This window comes from Streptomyces chilikensis (genome assembly GCF_001642695.1).
Classification (GTDB): Bacteria; Actinomycetota; Actinomycetes; order Streptomycetales; family Streptomycetaceae; genus Streptomyces; species Streptomyces chilikensis.
Map to the genome: position 1 here is coordinate 345022 of NZ_LWCC02000005.1, position 21307 is coordinate 366328.

At 74.5% G+C, this 21307-nt stretch carries 16 protein-coding genes; 7 read left to right on the forward strand and 9 right to left on the reverse strand.

Going from position 1 to position 21307, the window contains the following annotated elements:
- Window positions 1-13: 13 nt before the first annotated feature.
- Window positions 14-1204 carry a zinc-dependent alcohol dehydrogenase gene (locus A2U95_RS01715; protein WP_166020475.1) on the reverse strand — a complete coding sequence of 397 codons (1191 nt, stop codon included), beginning with the start codon at window positions 1202-1204 and terminating at the stop codon, window positions 14-16.
- Window positions 1205-1380: 176 nt separating this feature from the next.
- On the opposite strand from A2U95_RS01715, the gene A2U95_RS01720 reads away from it, so the two are divergent.
- Entirely contained in the window at window positions 1381-2358 is a 978-nt protein-coding gene (locus tag A2U95_RS01720; RefSeq protein ID WP_166024674.1) for a DUF3048 domain-containing protein, read from the forward strand.
- 84 nt (window positions 2359-2442) lie between these two features.
- Here the strand turns inward: A2U95_RS01720 and A2U95_RS01725 are convergent, their stop codons facing one another.
- Window positions 2443-3822, reverse strand: coding sequence for an SGNH/GDSL hydrolase family protein (locus A2U95_RS01725; RefSeq protein WP_166020476.1), 1380 nt, complete (start codon window positions 3820-3822; stop codon window positions 2443-2445).
- Between the two features lie 322 nt (window positions 3823-4144).
- Window positions 4145-4588, reverse strand: coding sequence for a MarR family winged helix-turn-helix transcriptional regulator (locus A2U95_RS01730; protein ID WP_166020477.1), 444 nt, complete (start codon window positions 4586-4588; stop codon window positions 4145-4147).
- A gap of 282 nt (window positions 4589-4870) precedes the next feature.
- Here A2U95_RS01730 and pcaH point away from each other — a divergent pair, with 282 nt between their 5' ends.
- The 4 genes from pcaH to pcaDC are packed head-to-tail and all read left to right on the forward strand — an operon-like array spanning window position 4871 to window position 8731.
- Window positions 4871-5644, forward strand: coding sequence for a protocatechuate 3,4-dioxygenase subunit beta (pcaH, locus tag A2U95_RS01735; protein WP_166020478.1), 774 nt, complete (start codon window positions 4871-4873; stop codon window positions 5642-5644).
- 5 nt (window positions 5645-5649) lie between these two features.
- Window positions 5650-6264 (forward strand): protocatechuate 3,4-dioxygenase subunit alpha, encoded by a 615-nt coding sequence (pcaG, locus tag A2U95_RS01740; protein ID WP_420856944.1) that lies wholly within the window; start codon window positions 5650-5652, stop codon window positions 6262-6264.
- Window positions 6261-7604 (forward strand): 3-carboxy-cis,cis-muconate cycloisomerase, encoded by a 1344-nt coding sequence (gene pcaB, locus A2U95_RS01745; RefSeq protein ID WP_240957158.1) that lies wholly within the window; start codon window positions 6261-6263, stop codon window positions 7602-7604. The genes pcaG and pcaB overlap by 4 nt, the downstream gene beginning before the upstream one ends.
- The gene (pcaDC, locus tag A2U95_RS01750) at window positions 7601-8731 is read left to right on the forward strand and encodes a bifunctional 3-oxoadipate enol-lactonase/4-carboxymuconolactone decarboxylase PcaDC (protein ID WP_166020479.1); all 1131 of its coding nucleotides are present in this window, start codon (window positions 7601-7603) and stop codon (window positions 8729-8731) included. Before pcaB ends, pcaDC begins: the two co-directional genes overlap by 4 nt.
- 147 nt (window positions 8732-8878) lie before the next feature.
- Here pcaDC and A2U95_RS01755 read toward each other — a convergent pair whose 3' ends face one another.
- Together A2U95_RS01755 and A2U95_RS01760 are read right to left on the reverse strand one after the other, a co-directional pair.
- The gene (locus A2U95_RS01755; protein WP_166020480.1) at window positions 8879-11569 is read right to left on the reverse strand and encodes a molybdopterin-dependent oxidoreductase; all 2691 of its coding nucleotides are present in this window, start codon (window positions 11567-11569) and stop codon (window positions 8879-8881) included.
- Between the two features lie 4 nt (window positions 11570-11573).
- The gene (locus tag A2U95_RS01760; protein ID WP_166020481.1) at window positions 11574-12458 is read right to left on the reverse strand and encodes an FAD binding domain-containing protein; all 885 of its coding nucleotides are present in this window, start codon (window positions 12456-12458) and stop codon (window positions 11574-11576) included.
- Between the two features lie 226 nt (window positions 12459-12684).
- Between A2U95_RS01760 and A2U95_RS01765 the strand changes: the two genes are divergently transcribed.
- Window positions 12685-15252, forward strand: a complete 2568-nt coding sequence (locus tag A2U95_RS01765) for a discoidin domain-containing protein (RefSeq protein ID WP_166020482.1) — start codon at window positions 12685-12687, stop codon at window positions 15250-15252.
- An 86-nt stretch (window positions 15253-15338) separates the two neighbouring features.
- On the opposite strand, the gene A2U95_RS01770 is transcribed toward A2U95_RS01765, so the two are convergent.
- Genes A2U95_RS01770 through A2U95_RS01785 form a run of 4 tightly spaced genes read right to left on the reverse strand, consistent with a single transcriptional unit; the run spans window position 15339 to window position 19912 of the window.
- Entirely contained in the window at window positions 15339-16703 is a 1365-nt protein-coding gene (locus A2U95_RS01770; RefSeq protein ID WP_166020483.1) for a GH1 family beta-glucosidase, read from the reverse strand.
- Window positions 16704-16747: 44 nt separating this feature from the next.
- Complete coding sequence (locus A2U95_RS01775) at window positions 16748-17611, reverse strand: carbohydrate ABC transporter permease (protein ID WP_166020484.1); 864 nt, start codon at window positions 17609-17611, stop codon at window positions 16748-16750.
- Window positions 17604-18587, reverse strand: a complete 984-nt coding sequence (locus A2U95_RS01780) for a carbohydrate ABC transporter permease (protein ID WP_166020485.1) — start codon at window positions 18585-18587, stop codon at window positions 17604-17606. Before A2U95_RS01780 ends, A2U95_RS01775 begins: the two co-directional genes overlap by 8 nt.
- An 8-nt stretch (window positions 18588-18595) precedes the next feature.
- Window positions 18596-19912 (reverse strand): ABC transporter substrate-binding protein, encoded by a 1317-nt coding sequence (locus tag A2U95_RS01785; protein WP_166020486.1) that lies wholly within the window; start codon window positions 19910-19912, stop codon window positions 18596-18598.
- A 164-nt stretch (window positions 19913-20076) separates the two neighbouring features.
- Between A2U95_RS01785 and A2U95_RS01790 the strand changes: the two genes are divergently transcribed.
- On the forward strand, window positions 20077-21307 hold a 1231-nt coding region (locus A2U95_RS01790), incomplete at its 3' end, for an ROK family transcriptional regulator (RefSeq protein WP_166020487.1).

The following is a 21307-nucleotide window of genomic DNA, read 5'->3' on the forward strand; positions in this document are numbered from 1 at the left end:
CCGGAGGCCCGCCTCAGGGGTTGATGACGACCTTGACGGCGCCGTCACGCTTCTTCTGGAACATGTCGTACGCCTCGGGCGTCTCGGCGAGCGACACGTGGTGGGTGGCGAAGTCGTCGACGCCCAGCGGGTCCTCGTCGGTGAGCAGCGGCAGGATCTCGTCGGTCCACCGCCGCACGTTGGCCTGGCCCATGCGCAGCTGGATCTGCTTGTCGAACAGGGTGAGCATGGGCATCGGGTCGGCCATGCCGCCGTAGACGCCGGAGAGGGAGATGGTGCCGCCGCGCCGCACCATCTCGATGGCCGTGTACAGGGCGGCCAGCCGGTCGATGCTGAACCGTTCGGCGAGGGGCCCGCTGATCTTCTGGGGGAGCAGGGCGGTGGCGTTCTGGGCGAGCCGGGCCACGGCGCTGCCGTGCGCCTCGGTGCCGACCGCGTCGATCACCGAGTCCGGGCCGCGTCCGCCGGTGGCGTCCCTGACGGCGGCGACCAGTTCCTTCTCGCTGTCGAAGTCGCGCAGGTCGAAGGTCTCCACGCCCCGGTCGCGGGCCCGGCGCAGCCGGTCGCCGACCAGGTCGACGCCGATGACCCGCTCCGCGCCCTTCTGGAGGGCGATCCGGCAGGCCATGTCGCCGATCGGCCCGAGGCCGAGGACGGCGAGGGTCCCGCCCGGCGGGACGGACGCGTACTCGACGGCCTGCCAGGCGGTGGGCAGCACGTCGGAGAGGTAGAGGAACCGGTCGTCCGAGGGGCCCTCGGGCACCTTGATCGGCCCGAAGTGCGCCTGCGGCACGCGCAGGTACTCGGCCTGGGCGCCGGGGACGGCGCCGTAGAGGCGGGTGTAGCCGAAGAGCTGGGCCCCCATCCCCTCTCCGGTCACCTGGGTGGTCTCGCACTGGGTGTGGAGGCCCTGGCCGCACATCCAGCAACTGCCGCAGGAGATCTGGAAGGGCACCACCACGCGGTCCCCGGGCATCAGCCCGGTCACTCCCGGTCCCACCTCCTCGACGATGCCCATGGGCTCGTGGCCGAGGATGTCGCCGGGGGTCATGAACGGGGTGAGGACCTCGTAGAGGTGGAGGTCGGATCCGCACAGTCCGGTGGAGGTGATCCGGATGATCGCGTCGGTGGGTTCCTCGATCCTCGGGTCGGGAACGGTCTCCACCCGGACGTCCCGCTTGCCCTGCCAGGTCACTGCCTTCATCGTGTCGGACTCCCTGCTTCCGCATGCTCTCGTCCGTGCCACGGGTACCCGGACGGCCTACACGAAACCGGCCGAACCGACATCTCCCGCCCGCCCGGGGTGCGGCGGGAAGCCGAAACGGGTACAGCACGAAGGACCGGTGCAGGTGTGTGAACCGAAGATCGGTGGCGGTGGGCATGGGGCTGCGCGACAGACCGAACGGCTCGGCCGGCTCGACGCGACCCGCCGGCCGGACGAGAGCGGGAGCGGTGCTCGGGGCGGCGGTCGCCGCGCTTGTCCTGGCCGGCGGGTGCGTCGTCGGCCCCGGCGGCCAGGACCGCACGGGGACGCCCGCCCGGCCGCCGTCCGGCGTGCTCGCCGTCAAGATCGACAACGTGCTCCCGGCCCGTCCCCAGACCGGGCTGGCCCAGGCCGACGTGGTCTACGCCGAGCGGGTGGAGGCCGGTCTCAGCAGGCTGATGGCTCTCTACGCCACCCGGCTCCCCGGGGCGGTGGGCCCGGTGCGCAGCGCCCGGGAGACCGATCTGCGGCTGCTGCGGCAGTTCGACGAACCGGTGCTCGCGTACTCGGGTTCGCAGAGCCGGCTGCGCCCGCTCATCGAGGCGGCGCCGTTGCGCGCGGAGTCCCCGGGCAACCGGCCGGAGGCCTGGTACCGCGGCGACGACCGCCCGGCCCCGCACAACCTGTACCTGCGGCCGCGCCGCCTGGTGGACGCCCCGGCGGGGCGGGAGGCGCTGACCGCGGCCGGTTTCCGCGAGGGCCCGGCGCCGGCCGGCGGCCGGCCCGAGGAGGAGCGCACCGTGCGCTTCCCCTCCGCGCGCTTCACCTTCGACTGGTCGGCACGGCGGGGCGGGTGGCTGGTGGAGACCGACGGCCGCCCCACCACCGACGGCGGCAGGCAGCTCGCCCCGCCCACCGTGGTGGTGCAGTACGTGACGGTGCGGGAGTCGGCCTTCCGGGACCGCGGCGGCAACAACACGCCGTTCAGCGAGACGGTGGGGTCCGGTTCGGCGGACCTGCTGCGGGACGGCAAGGTCTGGCCGGTGCGCTGGCAGCGCGCCACCGAGGCCGACGGCACCCGCTTCACCACCGGGGACGGCACGCCGGTGAACATGGCCGACGGCCAGGTCTGGGTGGTGCTGGCCGAGCGGTGAGGCGCCCGCGGCCGGGGGCCGGCGGCGGACCGGACCGTCCGCCGCCCACGGCCCGCGCGGCGGACGCCTCGCCGCTCGGCGCGCTCAGCGCAGCAGGCGCGCCGGGACCGCATCGGCCAGCGCGCCGTAGCCCGCCGGGTTGAGGTGCAGGTGGTCCCCGGTGTCGTAGGCGGGGAGCAGCGCGGCGGGGTCCCGCGGGTCGCGGACGGCGCGGTCGAAGTCGACCACCGCGTCGAACACGCCGCTGTGGCGGATCCAGTCGTTGACCCGCTTGCGCGCAGCCTCGCGGTGGCCGTCCGGGTCGTCGTACATCTCGTTGCCGCCGAACGGCGTGAGGGTGGCACCGTGGACGGCGATCCCCTCGGCGTGGGCGCGGGCGACGATCTGGCGGTAGGCGGCGATCAGGTCGTCGGCGACGGCCTTCTGGGCCGGCGCGGTGGCCTCGGCGGTGCCCAGGTCGTTGACGCCCTCGAAGACCAGCGCCCAGCGGGCCCCGCTGCGCACCAGCACGTCGCGGTCGAGGCGGGCGAGCACGTTGGGGCCGAGCCCGTCGCGCAGCACCCGGTTGCCGCCCGCCGCCTCGTTGAGGACGGCCACGTGGGCGGTGGCGGGCGAGCGGAGCAGGCGCCGGTGGAGCTGGTCCGGCCAGCGGTCGTTGCCGTTGGTGGTGGAGCCCCGGCCGTCGCTCAGGGAGTCGCCGATCACCACCAGGCCGGCGGCCCGCGGGTTCTCGGACCAGGTCTCCGCGCCGCTGAGGAAGTACCAGTGGTCGGTGCGGGTGGCGCCGGGCAGGTCGGCGGCGGTGGCGTGGTCCCCCTTGACCAGGTACGACGAGGTGCGTGAGCCGGGGTGCGAGGTCACCGACGAGGAGGCCTGGCCCTCGGCGAGGTACACCGTCACCGTCAGGTTGGTTCCGGCGGGCACCTTCATGTCCACCGGGTCGGAGACCGTCTGGGCTCCCGTCGGCACCACGGTCGAGGTCCGTCCGCCGAAGGTGACCTGCCGGGCGGAGCCGGGCTCGATGGCGGGGACTCCCGCCGCGCCGCCGGCCGGGAGGGCCACGGACACGCGGGTGAGCGGGAGTTCGGCCCCGCCGAAGGCGTTGGAGAAGCGCAGCCGCAGCTTCTCGCCCGCGACGGTGGTGCGGATGGTCTGCCGCAGGGTGCTGTCGGCCAGGACGGACTCGCCGTCCGTGAAGGGCGCGGGCGGCATGTTGTGGGGTTCGGTGAGCTGCGGCATGGACACCCAGGTGTCCACCCAGTGGGCGCCGCCGGGACCGGTCCCGGGTTCACGGCCGCCGGCCGCGTCGTCGCCGAGGGCACCCGCGGCGGTGGCGGAGACGGTCACCACGACGGCGACCGAGGCCACCGCGGCGGTCCTGAGCACGGCCCCGGCGCGCTCCCGGAGTGCGAGCCGGGCGGCCACCCGGTTCCATCTTTCGCGAAACGACCTCGACGACGGCATGGGGCTCCCTCACGATGCGCGGCTCCGCGCCCCGCGCCGACGTGCCGGAGGGACGCGGGAACGCCCGGTTCGAAACTTTCGCCACGTACGCGAAAGTTTCCGCGAGGCAAGCTACGGAGCGGGGCCCCGGGCGTCAACACCGCGGACACTATTGACCGTTGGAAGGGCACCGGAGGTCCGGCACCGGTCCCCGGAACGCGGCCGCGGGGCCGCGCACGGGCGCACCGCGGCGCGTCCGCGCGCGAAGGGGAGGGCGGACCCGGAGCCGCTCCGGCGCTCGAAACATGTCGGCGCGTCCGCCGATCCGGTGCGGGCCGGCGCCCTAGACCGGCCGGCGGAGTTCCTCGGCGGCCTCGGAGACCCGGCGGATGAGGTCGACGAAGAGGTCCTGCTCCGGCACGCTCAGCGGGGCCAGCAGCACCTGGTTCATCCGGGCCGCCCTGACCGTGAGCCGACGGTGGGTGCGGGCGCCCTCCTCGGTGAGGCGCAGCAGGTACCGGCGTCCGTCCTGGGGGTCGCGCACCTTGTCCAGCAGTTCACGGCGGATGAGGCGGCCCACCACCTCGGCGACCGTGGAACGGTCGAGCGAGACCCGCTCCCCCACCGTGCGCTGGTCGAGGCCGGGCTCGGCCGTCACCGCGTTCATGACGGCGTACTGGGGCGAGGTGATCTCCTCGGACACCATCGCGTTCCAGAGCAGGGTGTGGGCCTGCTGCAGCCGTCGGGCGAGGTGCCCGGGATGGGTGGTCAGATCCACCGCGGCCATGCGCCCTCCCGAGGGCCGTTTTCGTTGGTACACGGAACAATAGTCGCTGCGCGGCCTCCTGTCGCCCGGCGCGCGACGCCGCGCACCACCGCGCATCACCTTGCTCACGGCCGGAATCTTGACCTCTCGACGGGAACGGTGAAAACGTGTGCCTCACCCGCCGGAATAGTCAGTGCCCTGACTAAATGACCGGCCGGGTTGTGGCCGGCGGGTGCGGTCCGAAGGGGTGTGCCGGCCTCTTCGGCCCGTGTCCCGCCCGAACGAAGGAGAGTCGCCGCCACCATGGCCCTCACCCAGCACGACATCGACGAGGAGATCGCCGCCGAGCGCGACGCCTACGAGCAGCGCGTCGCCGCCGGCGCTCCGGTGGAGCACCACCCGGACCGCGGTTACGCCCCGTACCGCTCCTCGGTCCTGCGTCACCCCCAGCAGCCCCCGGTCGGCATCGACGTCACCAGGGACCCGGAGCTGGTGGAGCTCTCCTCCCCCGCCTGGGGCGACCGTGACATCACGGAGATCGACAACGACCTGACCCGCCAGCACGACGGGGAGCCGATCGGCGAGCGCATCACCGTCGAGGGCCGTCTGCTCGACCGCGACGGCCGTCCGGTCCGCGGCCAGCTGGTCGAGATATGGCAGGCCAACTCGGCCGGCCGGTACGCCCACCAGCGCGAGCAGCACGACGCCCCGCTGGACCCGAACTTCACCGGCGCGGGCCGCACCATCACCGACGACCACGGCTTCTACCGGTTCACCACGATCCAGCCGGGCCCCTACCCGTGGCGCAACCACACCAACGCCTGGCGGCCCGCGCACATCCACTTCTCGGTGTTCGGCCGGTCGTTCACCCAGCGTCTGGTCACCCAGATGTACTTCCCCAACGACCCGCTGTTCCCGTACGACCCCATCCTGCACTCGGTCACCGACCAGGCCGCCAGGGACCGCCTGGTCGCCGCCTACGACCACAGCCTCTCGGTGCCCGAGTTCTCCCTCGGCTACCGCTGGGACATCGTGCTCGACGGCCCGAGCGCCACGTGGATGGAAGAAGGACGCTGACCGCCATGACCGACATCGCCATGACCGACCCCGCCGGCGGCAGGGCCGTGCTCCCGACGCCCTCCCAGACCGTCGGCCCGTTCTACGGCTACGCGCTGCCCGTCCCGGACGGCGGGAACATCGCCCCCGTCGGCCACCCGGACACCGTCACGGTGCACGGTCACGTCTACGACGGCAAGGGCGACCCGCTGCCGGACGCCCTGGTCGAGCTGTGGGGCCCCGCGCCGGACGGCTCGGTGCCGACGGCGACCGGTTCGATGCGCCGCGACCCCGCCTCCGGCGGGTTCGTCGGCCGCAACGGGCTGGAGTTCACCGGCTGGGGCCGGATCCAGACGGACGCCGACGGCCACTGGGTGGCGCGCACCCTGCGCCCCGGCGCGCGCGGCGCCAACGCCCCCTACCTCGCGGTGTGCGTGTTCGCCCGCGGTCTGCTGGTGCACCTGTTCACCCGGATCTACCTGCCCGGCGACGACGCCGCGCTGGCCGCCGACCCCGTGCTCTCCCGGGTCGGGGAGGGCCGCCGCTCCACGCTGATCGCCGAGGAGCAGTCGCCCGCGACGTACCGTTTCGACATCCACCTGCAGGGCGAGAACGAGACGGTCTTCCTGGAGTACCGGTGACACCGCTGCCCCCTCCCGCACCGCCCGAGGCCGGCCTGCTCTCCCCGGGGCAGGCCGGCTCCCCGGCGGCCGAGGCCACCGGCGACGCCGCCTTCCTGGCGGCGCTGCTGGAGGCCGAGGCCGCACTGACCCGCGCCCAGGCGTCCTTGGGCCTGGCGCCCGCCGAGGCCGCCGAGGCGGTGGCCGAGGCGGCCGTCCCCGACCGGTTCGACGTCCTCTCGCTCGCCCGGCGGGCCGCGAGCGGCGGCAACCCGGTGATCCCGCTGGTCGCCGACCTCACGGCGGCGGTCGGCGGGACGTACGGGCCGTACGTCCACCGGGGCGCCACCAGCCAGGACATCATGGACACCGCCACCATGCTGGTGGCCGGCCGCGCGCTGGACCTGGTCCTGGCGGACCTGGACCGCACGGAGCGCGCGCTGGCCCGGCTGGCCGCCGCGCACCGCGACACGCCGATGCCGGGGAGGACCCTCTCCCAGCACGCGGTGCCCACCACCTTCGGCCTGAAGGCCGCCGGCTGGCGCTCGCTCGTGCTGGACGCGCGGGACCGGCTGCGCGCCGTCCGCGGCGCGCTGCCCGCCCAGCTGGGCGGCGCGGCCGGCACCCTGGCGGCGTTCGCCGCCTACGGCGCGGACGACCCGCCGGCCCTGGTCGCCGCCTACGCCCGGGAGCTGGGACTCGCGGAGCCGCCGCTGCCCTGGCACACCCTGCGCACGCCGGTCGCCGACCTGGCAGGCGCGCTGGCGCTCACCACCGGGGCGCTGGGCAAGATCGCCGCCGACGTGCTGACGCTGGCCCGCACCGAGATCGCGGAGCTCGCCGAGCCGAGCGGCGGGGGCTCCTCCGCCATGCCGCACAAGGCGAACCCGGTGCGGTCCACGCTGATCGCCGCCGCGGCCCGCCGCGCACCCCACCTGGCGGCCACCCTGTTCGGCTGCCTGGTCGCGGAGGACGAGCGTCCGGCCGGCGCCTGGCACGCCGAGTGGGAGCCGCTGCGCGACCTGCTGCGGCTGGCCGGCTCGGCCGCCCGGCAGGCCGCGGACCTCGCCGAAGGGCTGCGGGTGGACGCCACGGCGATGCGGGCCCACCTGGACGTCACCCACGGCCTGATCGTCTCGGAGCGCCTCTCGGTCGCGCTGGCGCCCGTGCTGGGCCGCACCCGGGCCAAGGAACTCCTCACCGAAGCCGCGCGGCGGGCCTACGAGGACGGACTGCCGCTGGTCGAAGTCCTGCGCGCCGAGCCGGAGCTGCGGGACGTCGACCTGGCGTCCACGACCGACCCGGCCCAGTACACGGGCTCCGCCGCCATGCTCACCGACCGCGCCTTGGAGCGACGTTGACGAACAAGCTGCCGAACCACCGTGCGGAGGGCTCCGCTTCGGCCGAGCCGCTGCTGCTGGGGCCGTCCTTGGGCACGTCCCTGGCCCTGTGGGACGCGGTCGCGCCCGAACTCGCGGCCGCCCACCGGGTGATCCGCTGGGACCTGCCGGGGCACGGGGCCTCGCCGGCCGGGCTGATCGGCCCCGGCGCCACCGTGGGCGACCTGGCCGCGCTGGTGCTGGACCTCGCCGACGGCCTGGGCGTGGAGCGGTTCGCCTACGCGGGGGTGTCGCTGGGCGGCGCGGTCGGTCTGCACCTGGCGATCCACCACCCGGAGCGCGTCTCCTCGCTGGCCGTGATCTGCTCCTCGTCGCACTTCAACGGTGCCGGGCCGTGGGAGGAGCGGGCGGCGGCGGTGCGGGCCGGCGGCCGCGCCGCGATGGCGGAACTGGCCGGTTCGGCCGGCGCCCGCTGGTTCACGCCCGGCTTCACGGTGGACCGGCTGGTCCAGGACCACCGCGAGGCCGACCCCGCCTCGTACGCCGCCTGCTGCGACGCGCTGGCCTCCTTCGACGTGCGGGAGCGGCTGGGCTCCGTCCGGGTGCCGACGCTGCTGATCGCGGGACGTGAGGACCCGGCCACCCCGCCGGCGCATCTGCGGGAGATCGCGGACGCGGTGCCGGGTGCTTCCCTGACCGAGATCCCGGGCGCCTCGCACCTGGCCCCGGCGGAGCGGCCGGAGGCCGTGCTGGCGGCACTGCGCGGTCACTTCACCGGGTTCGCGCGGCGGGGCGTCGCGGTGCGCCGGGAGGTGCTGGGCGACGCCCACGTGGACCGGGCGCAGGCCCGGCAGACGCCGTTCACCGCGCGGTTCCAGGACTTCATCTCGCGCTACGCGTGGGGCGAGATCTGGACCGACACCACCCTCACGCGGCGCGAGCGGTCCATGGTGACGCTGACCGCGCTGGTGGCGCACGGCCACCTGGACGAGCTGGCCATGCACGTGCGGGCGGCGCGGCGCAACGGGCTCTCCGTGGACGAGATCGGCGCGGTGCTGCTGCAGACCGGGGTGTACGTGGGGGTTCCGGCCGCCAACTCCGCCTTCGCGGTGGCCCAGCGCGTCCTCGCGGAGGACGGCGACGTCTAGCCGCCTTCCCCCCCGGGGGGCGGGCTCCGCGGCACAACGGCACGCGGGAGGGCGGCCCGCCGCCGGGTGCGGCGCCAGCGCGGCGCCGGCGCCGGCCGCGGGCGCGGCGCGGGCCGGCCGCCGCGTGGACGCGGCGGCCGGCCCGGGTCATCCCGCGCCCCTCCCCGCCCGGCCGCGCAGCGCCGCCCACACGGCGTCCGCCCGCAGCGGCAGGTCGCCGAGGCGCACCCCGGTGGCGTCCCGGACCGCGTTGGCGAGGGCCGGGGCGACGGGGTTGAAGGGCAGCTCGCTCACCGGCTTGGGCACGGCGGGCGCCGCCCCGTGGCCCTCGGCGGTGACCAGGTGCACCTCGGTGGGCGGGAGGTCGCCGAGCCGGGGCACGGTGTAGCCGCGCAGGCTGTCGGTGACGACGCCGCCGTGCGGGCCGGTGCGCAGTTCCTCCCACAGGGCGAGGCCCGCTCCCTGGGCGACGGCCCCCTCGACCTGGGCGCGGCACCGTCCGGCGTCCAGCACCCGTCCGGCGTCGGCCACGTGCACGCTGTCCAGCACCCGCACCACCCCGGTCGCCGGGTCGACGGCGACCCGGAACCACTGTGCGCACGCGGCGACGCCCAGCGGCAGGTCGTCGGCCGCGGCACGCCCGGTGGCCGACAGCGGCCGTCCCGGGTTCCCGGCCGCGCGTTCCCGCAGGGCCCGGCAGGCCCTCCCGACGGCCTCGCCGGCGAGCAGCGCCCCGGTGGAGCCGTAGCCGCCGGTGTCGTGGCCGAGCAGGTCGGTGTCGGCCTGCCGGTGACGCACCCGCTCGGGGGCGACACCGAGCGCGGCGGCCGCGACGCGGCGCAGCACCGGTCCGGTTCCGCTGCCGAACTCCGGTGCTCCGGTGGACAGTTCGTAGTCGCCGTCGGGGCGCAGGGTGACGGCCGCCGTGGCGACGTGGCCGTCGCCGGGCAGGGTCGGCTGGGCCGCGAACGCCAGGCCCTCGCCGATCAGCGCGCCGGGCGGGAGGCCGTCCGGGCGGTTCCGGCGGCCGTCCCGGCGGTGGTGTTCCCGGCGGCGGCGTTCCCGGGCGGCGGCGAGGACCTCGGCGCACCGGGCGAGCCCGTCGTCGACGACCGGCCGCCGTCCGGGCGTGCCCGCGACGGGTGAGGACCCGCCGGCGGGCGGGTGGACCCGGCGGCGCAGTTCCAGGGGGTCGAGGCGCAGGAGGCGGGCGAGCTCGTCGAGGGCGCACTGCACGGCGAAGGCGGCCTGCCCGGCGCCGTAGCCGCGGAAGGCGCCGGAGGGGACGTGGTGGGTGCGGACGCTGTACCCGTCCACGGCGATGTCCGGGCAGTCCAGCAGCAGGACGGCGGCGGTGCAGGCGGCGTCGAGGACGGCGGGGCCGTGGTTGCCGAGGGCGCCGGTGTCGGCCACCGCGCGGATCCTGACGCCGGTGAGCCTGCCGTCCCGGCGCGCGCCGAGGGTGACGCGGATCCGGAAGGGGTGGCGGACCGTCGCCGCGGTGAGTTCCTCGGCCCGGGTGAACTCCCACTGCACCGGGCGGCCGGTGCGCAGCGCGGCGAGCACCGCGAGGTCCTCGGTGAGCATCTCCTGCTTGCCGCCGAACGCCCCGCCGAGCCGCCCCGCGGTGACCCTGACCCGCTCCTCGGGCAGTCCGAGGACCCGGCACAGCGTGCGGCGGACGAGGTGCGGCGCCTGGGTCGCGGTGTGCACGCGCAGGCGGCCGTCGGGGCCGGTCCAGGCCCGGGTGGCGTGGCACTCCAGGGCGGTGTGCTGGGCGCGCGGGGTGCGGAACTCCGCCTCCAGCACCACGTCCGCCTCCGCGAGCCCGCGGTCCGGGTCGCCGGCCCGCCGGTGGATCTCGTGGACGACGTTGCCGTCGGGGTGGACCCGCGGCGCGTCGGGACGCAGCGCCTCCTCCGGGTCGAGGACGGCGGGGAGCGGCTCGTACGCCACGTCGACCAGCCGGGCCGCCCGCTCGGCGGCGGCGGGGCTCTCGGCCACCACCGCGGCGACGCGCATGCCGACGTGGCGGACCACGTCGTCGAGGACGCGGGTGTCGGCGGGGTCGTCGCCGGGGCGCTCGTGCAGGGCGGTCGAGAAGCGGGCGGGCGGCGCGTCGTGGTGGGTGAGCACGGCGTGCACCCCGGGGGCGGCCAGGGCGGCGGCGGTGTCGACGGAGACGATCCGGGCGTGGGCGTGCGGCGAGCGGACCACCGCGAGGTGCAGCAGGCCGGGCGGCGGCGGACCGTCGAGGGTGAACCGGACGGCTCCGGTGACGACGGCGCGGGCCTCATCGCCGGGGCCGGCGCGGTCCTCACCGTCCGGGACTCCGGGCGCGCCGCCGCCGGGCAGGCCTCCGGACGGGTCCCGGCGCACCACGCGGGCCGCCCCGGCCGCCCCGGCCTCGCGGGCCGCCCGGGCCGCCCCGGCCAGGGCGCGGTAGCCGGTGCAGCGGCACAGGTTGCCCTTGAACGCCTCGGCCGGGTCCTCGGCCTGCTCCGGCGTCAGCGCCGCCGTGGTCATGACGAAGCCGGGCGTGCAGTAGCCGCACTGGTAGGCGCCCGCCTCGGCGAACGCCCGCTGCGCCGGGTGGGGCCGCTCCCCGGCCAGGCCCTCGACGGTGGTGACCGCGCGTCCGTCCGCACGGTGGGCCGGGTACAGGCAGCTGTGCACGGCCAGCCCGTCGACCAGGACGGTGCAGGCCCCGCAGTCACCGGTGTCGCAGCCCTTCTTCACACCGGTGCGGCCGAGGTCACGCAGGTAGGTGCGCAGGCACTGTCCGGGTGCGGGCGGCCGGCCGGCCTCGTGGCCGTCGACCCGGACGCGGAACGGCATCGGCTCAGCCCTCCCCCGCCGGGTCCGGGTCCGCCGCCCGCGTCCGGCCCCCGTCCGGGCCCGTCTCCCCCACCAGGCGGCGGCGGGCCTCTTCGGCGAGGTGCAGGGACAGGTGACGCCGCCAGACCGGGTGCCCGTGGACGTCGTCCAGCATCAGCCCGGGCGGCAACGCCTCCTCCAGCGCCCGCCGCAGCACGGCGGCGGTGGGCGGGGCGGGGAAGCGGACGGTGACCGGCCGGACGGTGGCCGCGGTGACGGTGAACGCGGTCACGGCACGCACGGCGGCCTCTTCCGCGGTGGCGGTGACCAGGGCCGCGGACCGGCCCCGCGGCTGGAGGCCCACCCGCCGCAGCACGGTGCGCCGCTCCAGCGCGGCGGCCGGCAGGGTGACGTCGCGGAGCAGTTCCCCCGCCGCCAGCCGGGTGCGGCCGTTCCCGCACACCAGTTCCTCGGCCGACACCGTGCGTTCGGCGCCGTCGGGGGTGACGAGGCGGCACCGGCCGTCCAGTGCGACCGCCATCGTGATCATCGGCCCGGCGGGGAGGGCCAGGCAGATGTTGCCGCCGACGGTGGCGGTGTTCCAGATCTTGTGGGAGGAGGAGAACGCCCGGCAGCACCGGGCGACGAACGCCCGTCCGCGCGGCCAGGGCCCGCCGGGGTCCTCGGCGAAGGCCAGCAGTTCGGCGACGGTGCAGGTGGCCGCGACGGTGAGGCCGTCACGGCCGGCCGTCAGCGGCGGCCACCCGAGGCCGGCGAGGTCGCGCAGGCGCAGGAGGCCCGGGCGCGGCTCGGCGAACAGCCCGGTGCCGCCCGCGAGCCACGCGTCGCCCGGCCGCCAGCCACCGGCCGTGCGCGCGTCGACGACTTCCCGGACAAAGGTGAGGTCCACGCCCCCACCATGGCGGGTCCGGCCTCCCGCCCCGCTCAGCACACGCGGCGCGTCCCGCGCCCGTCACCCCTCGGGCAGAGCTGACTTCTTTTCACGAATGCGTGCGCGAGGGCTTGTCGGGGCATCGGCTCACCCCTTAAATCAAACCCTGAATTAAGTCGCACAGTTCCATCGTCGCGCGAGCGGACGTCATCCCCCCGTACTTCCACCCGCATGGAGCCAGGACATGAGACTCAGATCCCTGGGTGCCGCTCTCGTCGCCACGGCGGCGTTGCTCACCCTCCCCGCACAGACCGCCTCGGCGCGGCCGGACCAGGCGCCGAGGGCGTCGGCCGCCGCGGAGGTCCCCCTCTCCCAGGGCCGCACGGCCGCCTCCTCCTCCGACGAGAGCCCGGTGCACGCGGCCGGGCTCGCGGTCGACGGCGACACCGGCACCCGGTGGTCGTCGACGGCCGCCGACAACCAGTGGCTGCGCGTCGACCTCGGCGCGAGCGCCTCCGTCACCCGGGTGGTGCTGCGCTGGGAGGCCGCCCACGCGGCCGACTACCGCATCCAGTTCTCCCCGGACGGCACCACCTGGACCGACGCCCGCAAGGTGACCGGCGGTGACGGCGGCACCGACACCGTCGACGTCTCCGGCACCGCCCGGCACGTGCGGATGTACGCCGACCGCCGGGCCACCCAGTGGGGCGTCTCCCTCTGGGAGTTCCAGGTGTTCGGCACCACCGGCACCGCCTCCGGCTGCTCCACGGCCAACGCCGCGCTGAACCGGCCGGCCACCGCCTCCTCCACCGAGGGCGCGGGTCTCGCCGCCTCCGCCGCCTTCGACGGCAACGCCGCCACCCGCTGGTCGAGCGCCCACTCCGACCCGCAGTGGCTGCGGGTGGACCTCGGCTCGGTCCGGGACGTCTGCGGCGTCGACCTGAACTGGGAGGCCGCGTACGCACGCGACTTCACCCTCCAGGTCTCGTCCGACGGCACCAACTGGACGACGCTGCGCAACGTCACCGGCGCCACCGGCGGCAAGGCCTCCTACGAGGTCGCCGGGTCGGGCCGCTACGTCCGGATGCACGGCACCGCCCGCGCCACGGCCTACGGCTACTCGCTGTGGGAGATGGCCGTGCGCACCGGCTCGGGCGGCGGCGTCCCGCCGGTCACCGGCGGCGGCGACCTCGGGCCCAACGTGATCGTCGTCGACCCGTCGACGCCCGGCCTCCAGCAGCGCTTCGACGAGGTGTTCGCGCGGCAGGAGGAGGCCCAGTTCGGTGACGGCCGCTACCAGTTCCTGCTGAAGCCGGGCACCTACAACGGCATCAACGCGCAGATCGGCTTCTACACCTCGATCTCCGGCCTCGGCATCAACCCCGACGACACGCAGATCAACGGCGACGTCACCGTGGACGCCGGCTGGTTCAACGGCAACGCCACCCAGAACTTCTGGCGTTCGGCGGAGAACCTGGCGATCCGCCCGGTCAGCGGCACCAACCGGTGGGCGGTCGCCCAGGCCGCCCCGTTCCGCCGCATCCACGTCCAGGGCGGGCTCAACCTCGCCCCGAACGGCTACGGGTGGGCCTCCGGCGGGTACATCGCCGACTCGAAGGTCGACGGCACGGTCGGCCCGTACTCGCAGCAGCAGTGGTACACCCGGGACAGCTCGGTCGGCGGCTGGACCAACGGCGTCTGGAACATGACGTTCACCGGCGTGCAGGGCGCCCCGGCGACCAACTTCGCCTCCGGCCCGTACACCACCATGGACACCACGCCGATCTCCCGGGAGAAGCCGTTCCTGTACCTGGACGGCTCCGCCTACAAGGTGTTCGTCCCCGCCAAGCGCACCAACGCCCGCGGCGTCTCCTGGCCGGCCAACGCGGGCACCTCGCTCCCGCTGGACCAGTTCTACGTGGTCAAGCCGGGCGCGACCGCGGCCACCATCAACGCCGCCCTCGCCCAGGGCCTGCACCTGCTGGTCACCCCGGGCGTCTACCACCTGGACCGGCCGATCGAGGTCGACCGGGCGAACACGGTGGTCCTGGGCCTCGGCCTCGCCACCTTCGTCCCCGACAACGGCGTCGACGCCCTGCACGTCGCGGACGTGGACGGCGTGCGGCTGGCGGGCTTCCTGATCGACGCCGGCGCCACCCGCTCCGACACCCTGCTGCGGGTCGGCCCGTCCGGCGCCTCGGCGGACCACGCCGCCAACCCGACCACCGTGCAGGACGTGTTCATCCGCGTCGGCGGCGCGGGACCCGGCCTGGCCACCAACGGCGTGGTGATCAACAGCGACGACGTGCTGGTCGACCACACCTGGATCTGGCGCGCGGACCACGGCGCGGGCGTCGGCTGGGAGACCAACCGGTCCGACTACGGCATGGTCGTCAACGGCGACGACGTCCTGACCACCGGCCTGTTCGTCGAGCACTTCAACAAGTACGACGTCCTGTGGCAGGGCGAGCGCGGGCGCACCATCTTCTTCCAGAACGAGAAGGCGTACGACGCCCCGAACGCCGCGGCCGTCACCCACGACGGGATCGTGGGCTGGGCCGCCTACAAGGTGGCGGACTCGGTGGACACGCACGAGGCGTGGGCGCTGGGCAGCTACTGCAACTACACGTCCGACCCGTCGATCGTGCAGCACCACGGCTTCCAGGTGCCGGTGAAGCCGGGGATCAGCATGAACCACCTCCAAGTGATCTCCCTCGGCGGGATGGGCCAGTACCGGCACGTCATCAACGACACCGGGTCGGCCACCTCCGGCTCGGACACCGTTCCCTCGAAGGTCGTCCGCTTCCCGTAGGCGGCCCGTGACCCGGCGCCCGCTCGCGCACGGCACACGAGGAAGGCCCCCCGGTGACCGGGGGGCCTTCCGTCACGCCGGGAGGGTCAGACCGCGGGACCCTCCCCGCCGGGCTCCGCGTGGGAGCGGACGATCTCCGCGTACCGGCGGCCGCTGGCCTTCACCGTGCGCCGCTGGGTGGCGTAGTCGACGTGGACCAGGCCGAACCGCTTGTCGTAGCCGTAGGCCCACTCGAAGTTGTCCATCAGCGACCAGGCGAAGTAGCCGGCCAGCGGCGCGCCCTTGCGGGCGGCGGAGGCGCAGGCGGCCAGGTGGCCCTCGAGGTAGGCGGTCCGCTCCGGGTCGTCCACGCCGCCGTCCTCGCGCACCGCGTCCGGGTAGCTGGAGCCGTTCTCGGTGACGTACAGCTCGCGGGCCCCGTACTCCTCGGTGAGCCGCAGCAGCAGCGACTCGATGCCGCCGGCGTCGACCTGCCAGTCCATGCCGGTGCGCGGCACGTCGGGCACCCGGACCTCGCGGACGTACGGCGCGGGGCCGGCGGGGTCACCGGTGACCGTCATCGGGAAGTAGTAGTTCAGGCCCAGCCAGTCCAGCGGCTGCGCGATCGTCTCCGGGTCACCGGCCCGCTCCGGGAGTTCGACGCCGTAGACCTCGCGCATGTCCTCCGGGAAGCCGCGCCCGTGCACCGGGTCCAGCCACCAGCGGTTGGTGTGCCCGTCCATCCGGCGGGCGGCGGCGAGGTCCTCGGCGCTTCCCGAGGCGGGGCGGATCTCGGAGAGGTTGTTGACGATGCCGACGCGGGCGCCGGGCGCGGCGGCGCGGATGGCCTGTGCGGCCAGGCCGTGTCCGAGCAGCAGGTGGTAGGAGGCGCGGACGGCGGCGGTCAGGTCGGTGAGGCCCGGGGCCATCCGGCCCTCCAGGTGCCCGATCCAGGCGGAGCAGAGCGGTTCGTTGAGCGTGGCCCAGTGCTTCACCCGGTCGCCGATCCGTCCGGCCAGCGCGGAGGCGTAGGCGGCCAGGTGGTGGGCGGTGTCCCGTTCGGGCCAGCCGCCGCGGTCCTGGAGGACCTGCGGCAGGTCCCAGTGGTAGGCGGTGACGGAGGGGGTGATGCCGGCCTCCAGCAGGGCGTCGACCAGCCGGTCGTAGAAGTCGAGGCCCCGCTCGTTCACGGGTCCGTCGCCACCGGGGACCACCCGGGGCCAGGCGGCGGAGAGCCGGTAGGCGTTGACGCCGAGTTCCCGCATCAGCGCGACGTCCTCGCGCCAGCGGTGGTAGTGGTCGCATGCCACGTCGCCGGTGTCGCCGTTGTCGACGCGGCCCGGGGTGTGCGAGAAGGTGTCCCAGATGGAGGGCGAGCGGCCGTCCTCGGTGACGGCTCCTTCGATCTGGTAGGCCGAGGTGGCCGTGCCCCACAGGAAGTCGCGGGGCAGCGCGGCGAGGTCGATGGACACGGGTTTCCCTTCGGAAGGTGCGGAAGGTGCCGGGCGGTGGGCCGTCACTTGACGGCGCCGGCCGTCAGGCCGGCCACCAGGTAGCGCTGGAGGAGCAGGAAGCCGGCGACCACCGGCACGCTCACCACCAGGGAGGCGGCCATGATCTGGTTCCAGTAGACCTCGGTCTGCGTGGCGTAGGCCTGCAGGCCGACCGCGAGGGTGCGGGTGGTGTCGTTGGTCATCACGGAGGCGAAGAGCACCTCGCTCCAGGCGGTCATGAAGGCGTAGACGGTGACGGCGACGATGCCGGGCACCGCGGCCGGCACCACCACGCGCAGCAGTGCGCCCAGCGGCCCGCAGCCGTCCACCAGGGCCGCCTCGTCCAGCTCTCGCGGCACGGAGGCGAAGTAGCCGATCAGCATCCAGATGGAGAACGGCAGCGAGAAGGTCAGGTAGGTGAGGATCAGACCGCCGCGGGAGCCGAACAGGGCGACGCCGGTGGCGTTGCCGATGTTGACGTAGATCAGGAAGAGCGGCAGCAGGAAGAGGATGCCCGGGAACATCTGGGTGGACAGCACGGTCACCGTGAAGAACCGCTTGCCGCGGAACTCGTAGCGGCTCACCGCGTAGGCCGCGAAGATCGCGATGACCACCGAGCAGACGGTCGCCGCGCCCGCCACGACCAGCGAGTTGACGAAGTAGCGGCCCAGCGGGACGGTCGACCAGATGTCGACGTACGGGCTGAGGGTGAGCTCCGCGGGCAGCCAGCGGAACTCCCCCGAGACGTCCTGGAGCGGTTTGAGCGAGCTGGAGACCATCACCCAGACCGGCACCGCCACGAAGACGGTGAGCAGGGTGAGGAACACGCGCCGCGACCAGACGAAGGAGCGGGGCGCGGCCATGGGAGACCTGGGCGCGCTAGCCATCGGCCTTCCTCCGTCCGCGTGAGGTGATCAGCAGGTGCCCGGCGGTGACCACGAGCAGGAAGAGCAGCAGCAGGACGGACATGGCCGATCCGCTGCCGAAGTTCCAGGTGACGAAGGACGCCTGGTAGATGTGGATGGAGATCAGGTCCGCGGCCTCCGGGGCCGATTTCCCGAAGAGGACGAACGGGGTGTTGAAGTCGTTGAACGTCCACAGGAAGAGCACCAGGACGAGGACCTGGTTGACCGGCCGGAGCGAGGGCAGGGTGACCTGCCGCAACTGCTGCCAGCGGCCCGCGCCGTCGAGGGCGGCCGCCTCGTAGAGCTCGCGCGGGACGGTCTGCAGGCCGGCCATCACGATCAGGAAGGCGAACGGCCAGCCCCTCCAGACCGAGACGACCAGCATGGCCCAGAAGCTGTTGTCGCCGAGCAGCCAGAACGGCGCCTCGTCGAACAGGCCGAGCTGGTCGACCAGGACGTGGTTCACCAGGCCGTTGTCCCGCTGGAACATGAACGTCCAGGTGATCACGGCGGCGTACATGGGCAGCGCGTACGGCACCAGGTACAGGGCGCGCAGCAGGCCGCGGCCGCGGAAGGACTCCTGGAGGTAGACGGCGGTGGTGGTGCCCAGCAGCCAGCACAGGCCGACCGACAGGACGGTGAAGAGGCAGGTGACCCAGAAGGAGTGCAGCAGCGCCGCGCCGACGGGCGTGTCGACGTCGACGGCGACGCGGAAGTTCTCCAGGCCCCGCCAGGGGGCGGTGGTCCAGTCGCGGATGTAGAACTGCGTGAGCTCCTTGAAGCTCATCAGCAGCCCGTACACCATCGGCACCAGGTGGACGAGGAGTTCGAGGGCGAGCGCGGGCAGGAGCAGCGCGTAGGGCAGCCAGGCCCGGCGCGGCCGTCCGGGGCGGCGCGGTGTGCGCGCCGCCCCCTCAGCCGCCCGCGTCCCCTCCGGGGGAGCGAGGGTGGTGGTCATGTGCCGCCTCACCCCTGCGGCATCTGCTGCTGGGCCTTGGTGAGCTTCTCCCGGACGAGGTCCTCGGTGACCGGCTTCCCGGCGGCGGCCTCGGCGAAGAGTTCCTTCACGGCGGTGCCGACGGCCGTCTCGAACTGCGACTCGGAGGGGACCTGCGGCAGCGGTGCGGCGCTCCTGGCGAGGGTGTCGCGGACCACCTTCTGGGTGGGGCCGTCGAAGGCCGGGTCGTCCTGGGCGGCCTTGACCGGCGGGATGGAGCCGTAGGCGGAGTTGAGCGCCTTCTGCTCGGCGTCGCTGGTCATGAACTTCACGAATTCCAGGGAGCCGTCGAGGTTGTCGGTGTTCTTGAAGACGGCCATGTTGATCCCGGCCACCATGGAGTTGACGCCGGTGCCGGCGCCGGGTTCGCCGGACCGCACGGGTATCGGGGCGACGCCCCAGTCGTCGTCCTCCATCCCGTGGGAGGCGAAGGCGGTCTGCGCGTTCTGCCACATGACCATCGCCGTCCTGTTCCTGGCGAAGTCCTGGAGGGACTGGTTCTGTGCGTACTCGGCGTTGCCCGGGGCGATGATCTCGTGCTCGGCCATCAGGTCGACGTACTGCTTCACGGCGTCCACGGCGGCGTCGGAGGTGAACTCGGGCCTGCCGTCGGCGGTGAAGAAGTCGGTGCCGTGCTGCCGGCCGAAGGTGAACACGTGGTGGATGTTCTCCGAGAGGTTGGCCCCCTCGGCGCCCAGCGCGAACTTCCCGTCGCCGCTCAGCCTCTTGCCGGTCTCGACCATCTCGTCCCAGGTGGCGGGTGGTTCGGTGATGCCGGCGTCGGCGAACATCTTCTTGTTCCAGTAGAGCGTGTAGGCCATCGAGTACAGCGGGACGGCGGCCGGGTCCTGGCCCTCTGCGCCCGCCGAGGCGATCGCGGACTCCACGAAGCGGTCGCGGCCGCCGATCCTCCCGAAGTTCTCGTCGTCCCAGGGCAGCAGGGCGCCGGTCGCCTGGAGGGACGCGGACCAGGTGTTGCCGATGTTGAGCACGTCCGGCCCCTGGCCGGAGGTGGTGGCGGCGAGGATCCTGTTGAGCAGGTCGCTCCAGGGCACGACCTCCAGCTCGACGTCGATCCCGGTCTCCTTCTCGAACTTGGCGATCTCGGCGGTGAGGATCTTCTTGTCCGCCTCGATGCTGGGGCCCTGGTTGGAGGCCCAGTAGGTGAGCTTCTCGGGCGAGTCGCCGGACCCGCCGCCGGTCGCCGAACCGCCGCCGCAGGCGGATACGGCGGCCAGCAGGGAGACGGTGACCGCACCGGCGGCCGCGGCTCGGATTCTGCGCATGGGTACGTGGGTCCCTTCCCGGGAGTCGACGGCCTGCGGGCCCGCTGGGGCGACGCGTCCCGTCACGACTTAATTCAGGCCGTGAGTTAAGACCTGTGAGAAGGTCGCGTCAAGGCGTCGCGCAGAGGTATCTTGCGTTCGGGGACACGAACGGAAGGAACCGGATGAGGGCGCGGAACGGACGCACGGTGCGTGACCTGCGGCGGGGCAACCGGGCGGCCGTCCTGCGCCAGTTGTACTTCGACGGGCCGCTGACCCGCTTCGACCTCGGCCCGGCCACCGGACTGAGCTCGGGGTCGGTCAGCAACGTGGTCGCCGAACTGATCGCCGACGGCGTGGTGGAGGAGGCCGGCAGCGTCGATTCCGACGGCGGACGCCCGAGGACCCTGCTGCGGGTGGTGCCGGGGAGCGGGCACCTGATCGGCGTCGACGTCGGCGAGACCCGGGTCCGGGTCGAGCTGTTCGACCTGTCGCTCGCCGAGGTCTCCCGCACGGAGCGGCCGCTGGAGCCCCAGCGGTACGACGTGGAGGTGGTCACCGGCCACATCCGGGACGGCGTCGCCGAGGTGCTGGCCACGGCCGGCCTGGCGCCGGAGCGGCTGCTGGGCGTCGGCATCGGCGTGCCGGGGATCGTCGCCCGCGACCCGGAGCGGGGCGCGACGGTGCACGGGCAGACCATGGGCTGGGACGCCGTCCCGCTGGAGGCTCTGCTGCGCGAGCGGTCCGGGCTCCCGGAGCGGGTCCCGTACTTCATCGACAACGGCGCCAAGACCCTCGGCCAGGCCGAGATGTGGTTCGGCGCCGGCCGGGGCGCCGGCGACGCGGTGGTGGTCCTGTTCGGCTCGGGCGTCGGCGCCTGCCTGGTCTCCGACGACGTCGAGCACGGCCGGGCCCTGGAGTGGGGCCACCTGACGGTGCGGGTGCGCGGGCGGCGCTGCCGGTGCGGCGCGCTCGGCTGCCTGGAGGCGTACGCGGGGGCGGAGGCGCTGGTGGCCCGCTGGCGGGAGGCGGGCGGGCGTCCGCCGGAGGGCGCCGACGAGGAGACCTCGCTGACCGCGCTGCTGGCGGCGGCCCACCCGGAGCGCGGCGGCACGCCCGACCCGGTGGCGCTCGGGGTGCTGGAGGAGACCGCCGAGTACCTCGGCGCGGGGCTGTCCGACCTGGTCAACCTGTTCCAGCCGGAGCGGATCCTGATCGGCGGCTGGGCCGGACTGCAGCTGGGGGCGCGCTTCCTGCCGGCGGTCCGGCGGCACGCCACGGCGTACTCGCTGGCCCATCCGGCGGGGCGGGTGCGGATCGAGCTGGGGCGGCTGGGGCCGGACGCGGTGACGGTCGGGGCGGCGACCCTGCCGCTGGCGGACTTCCTCGCCCGCGGCGGCCACCGGGGCGGGCCGG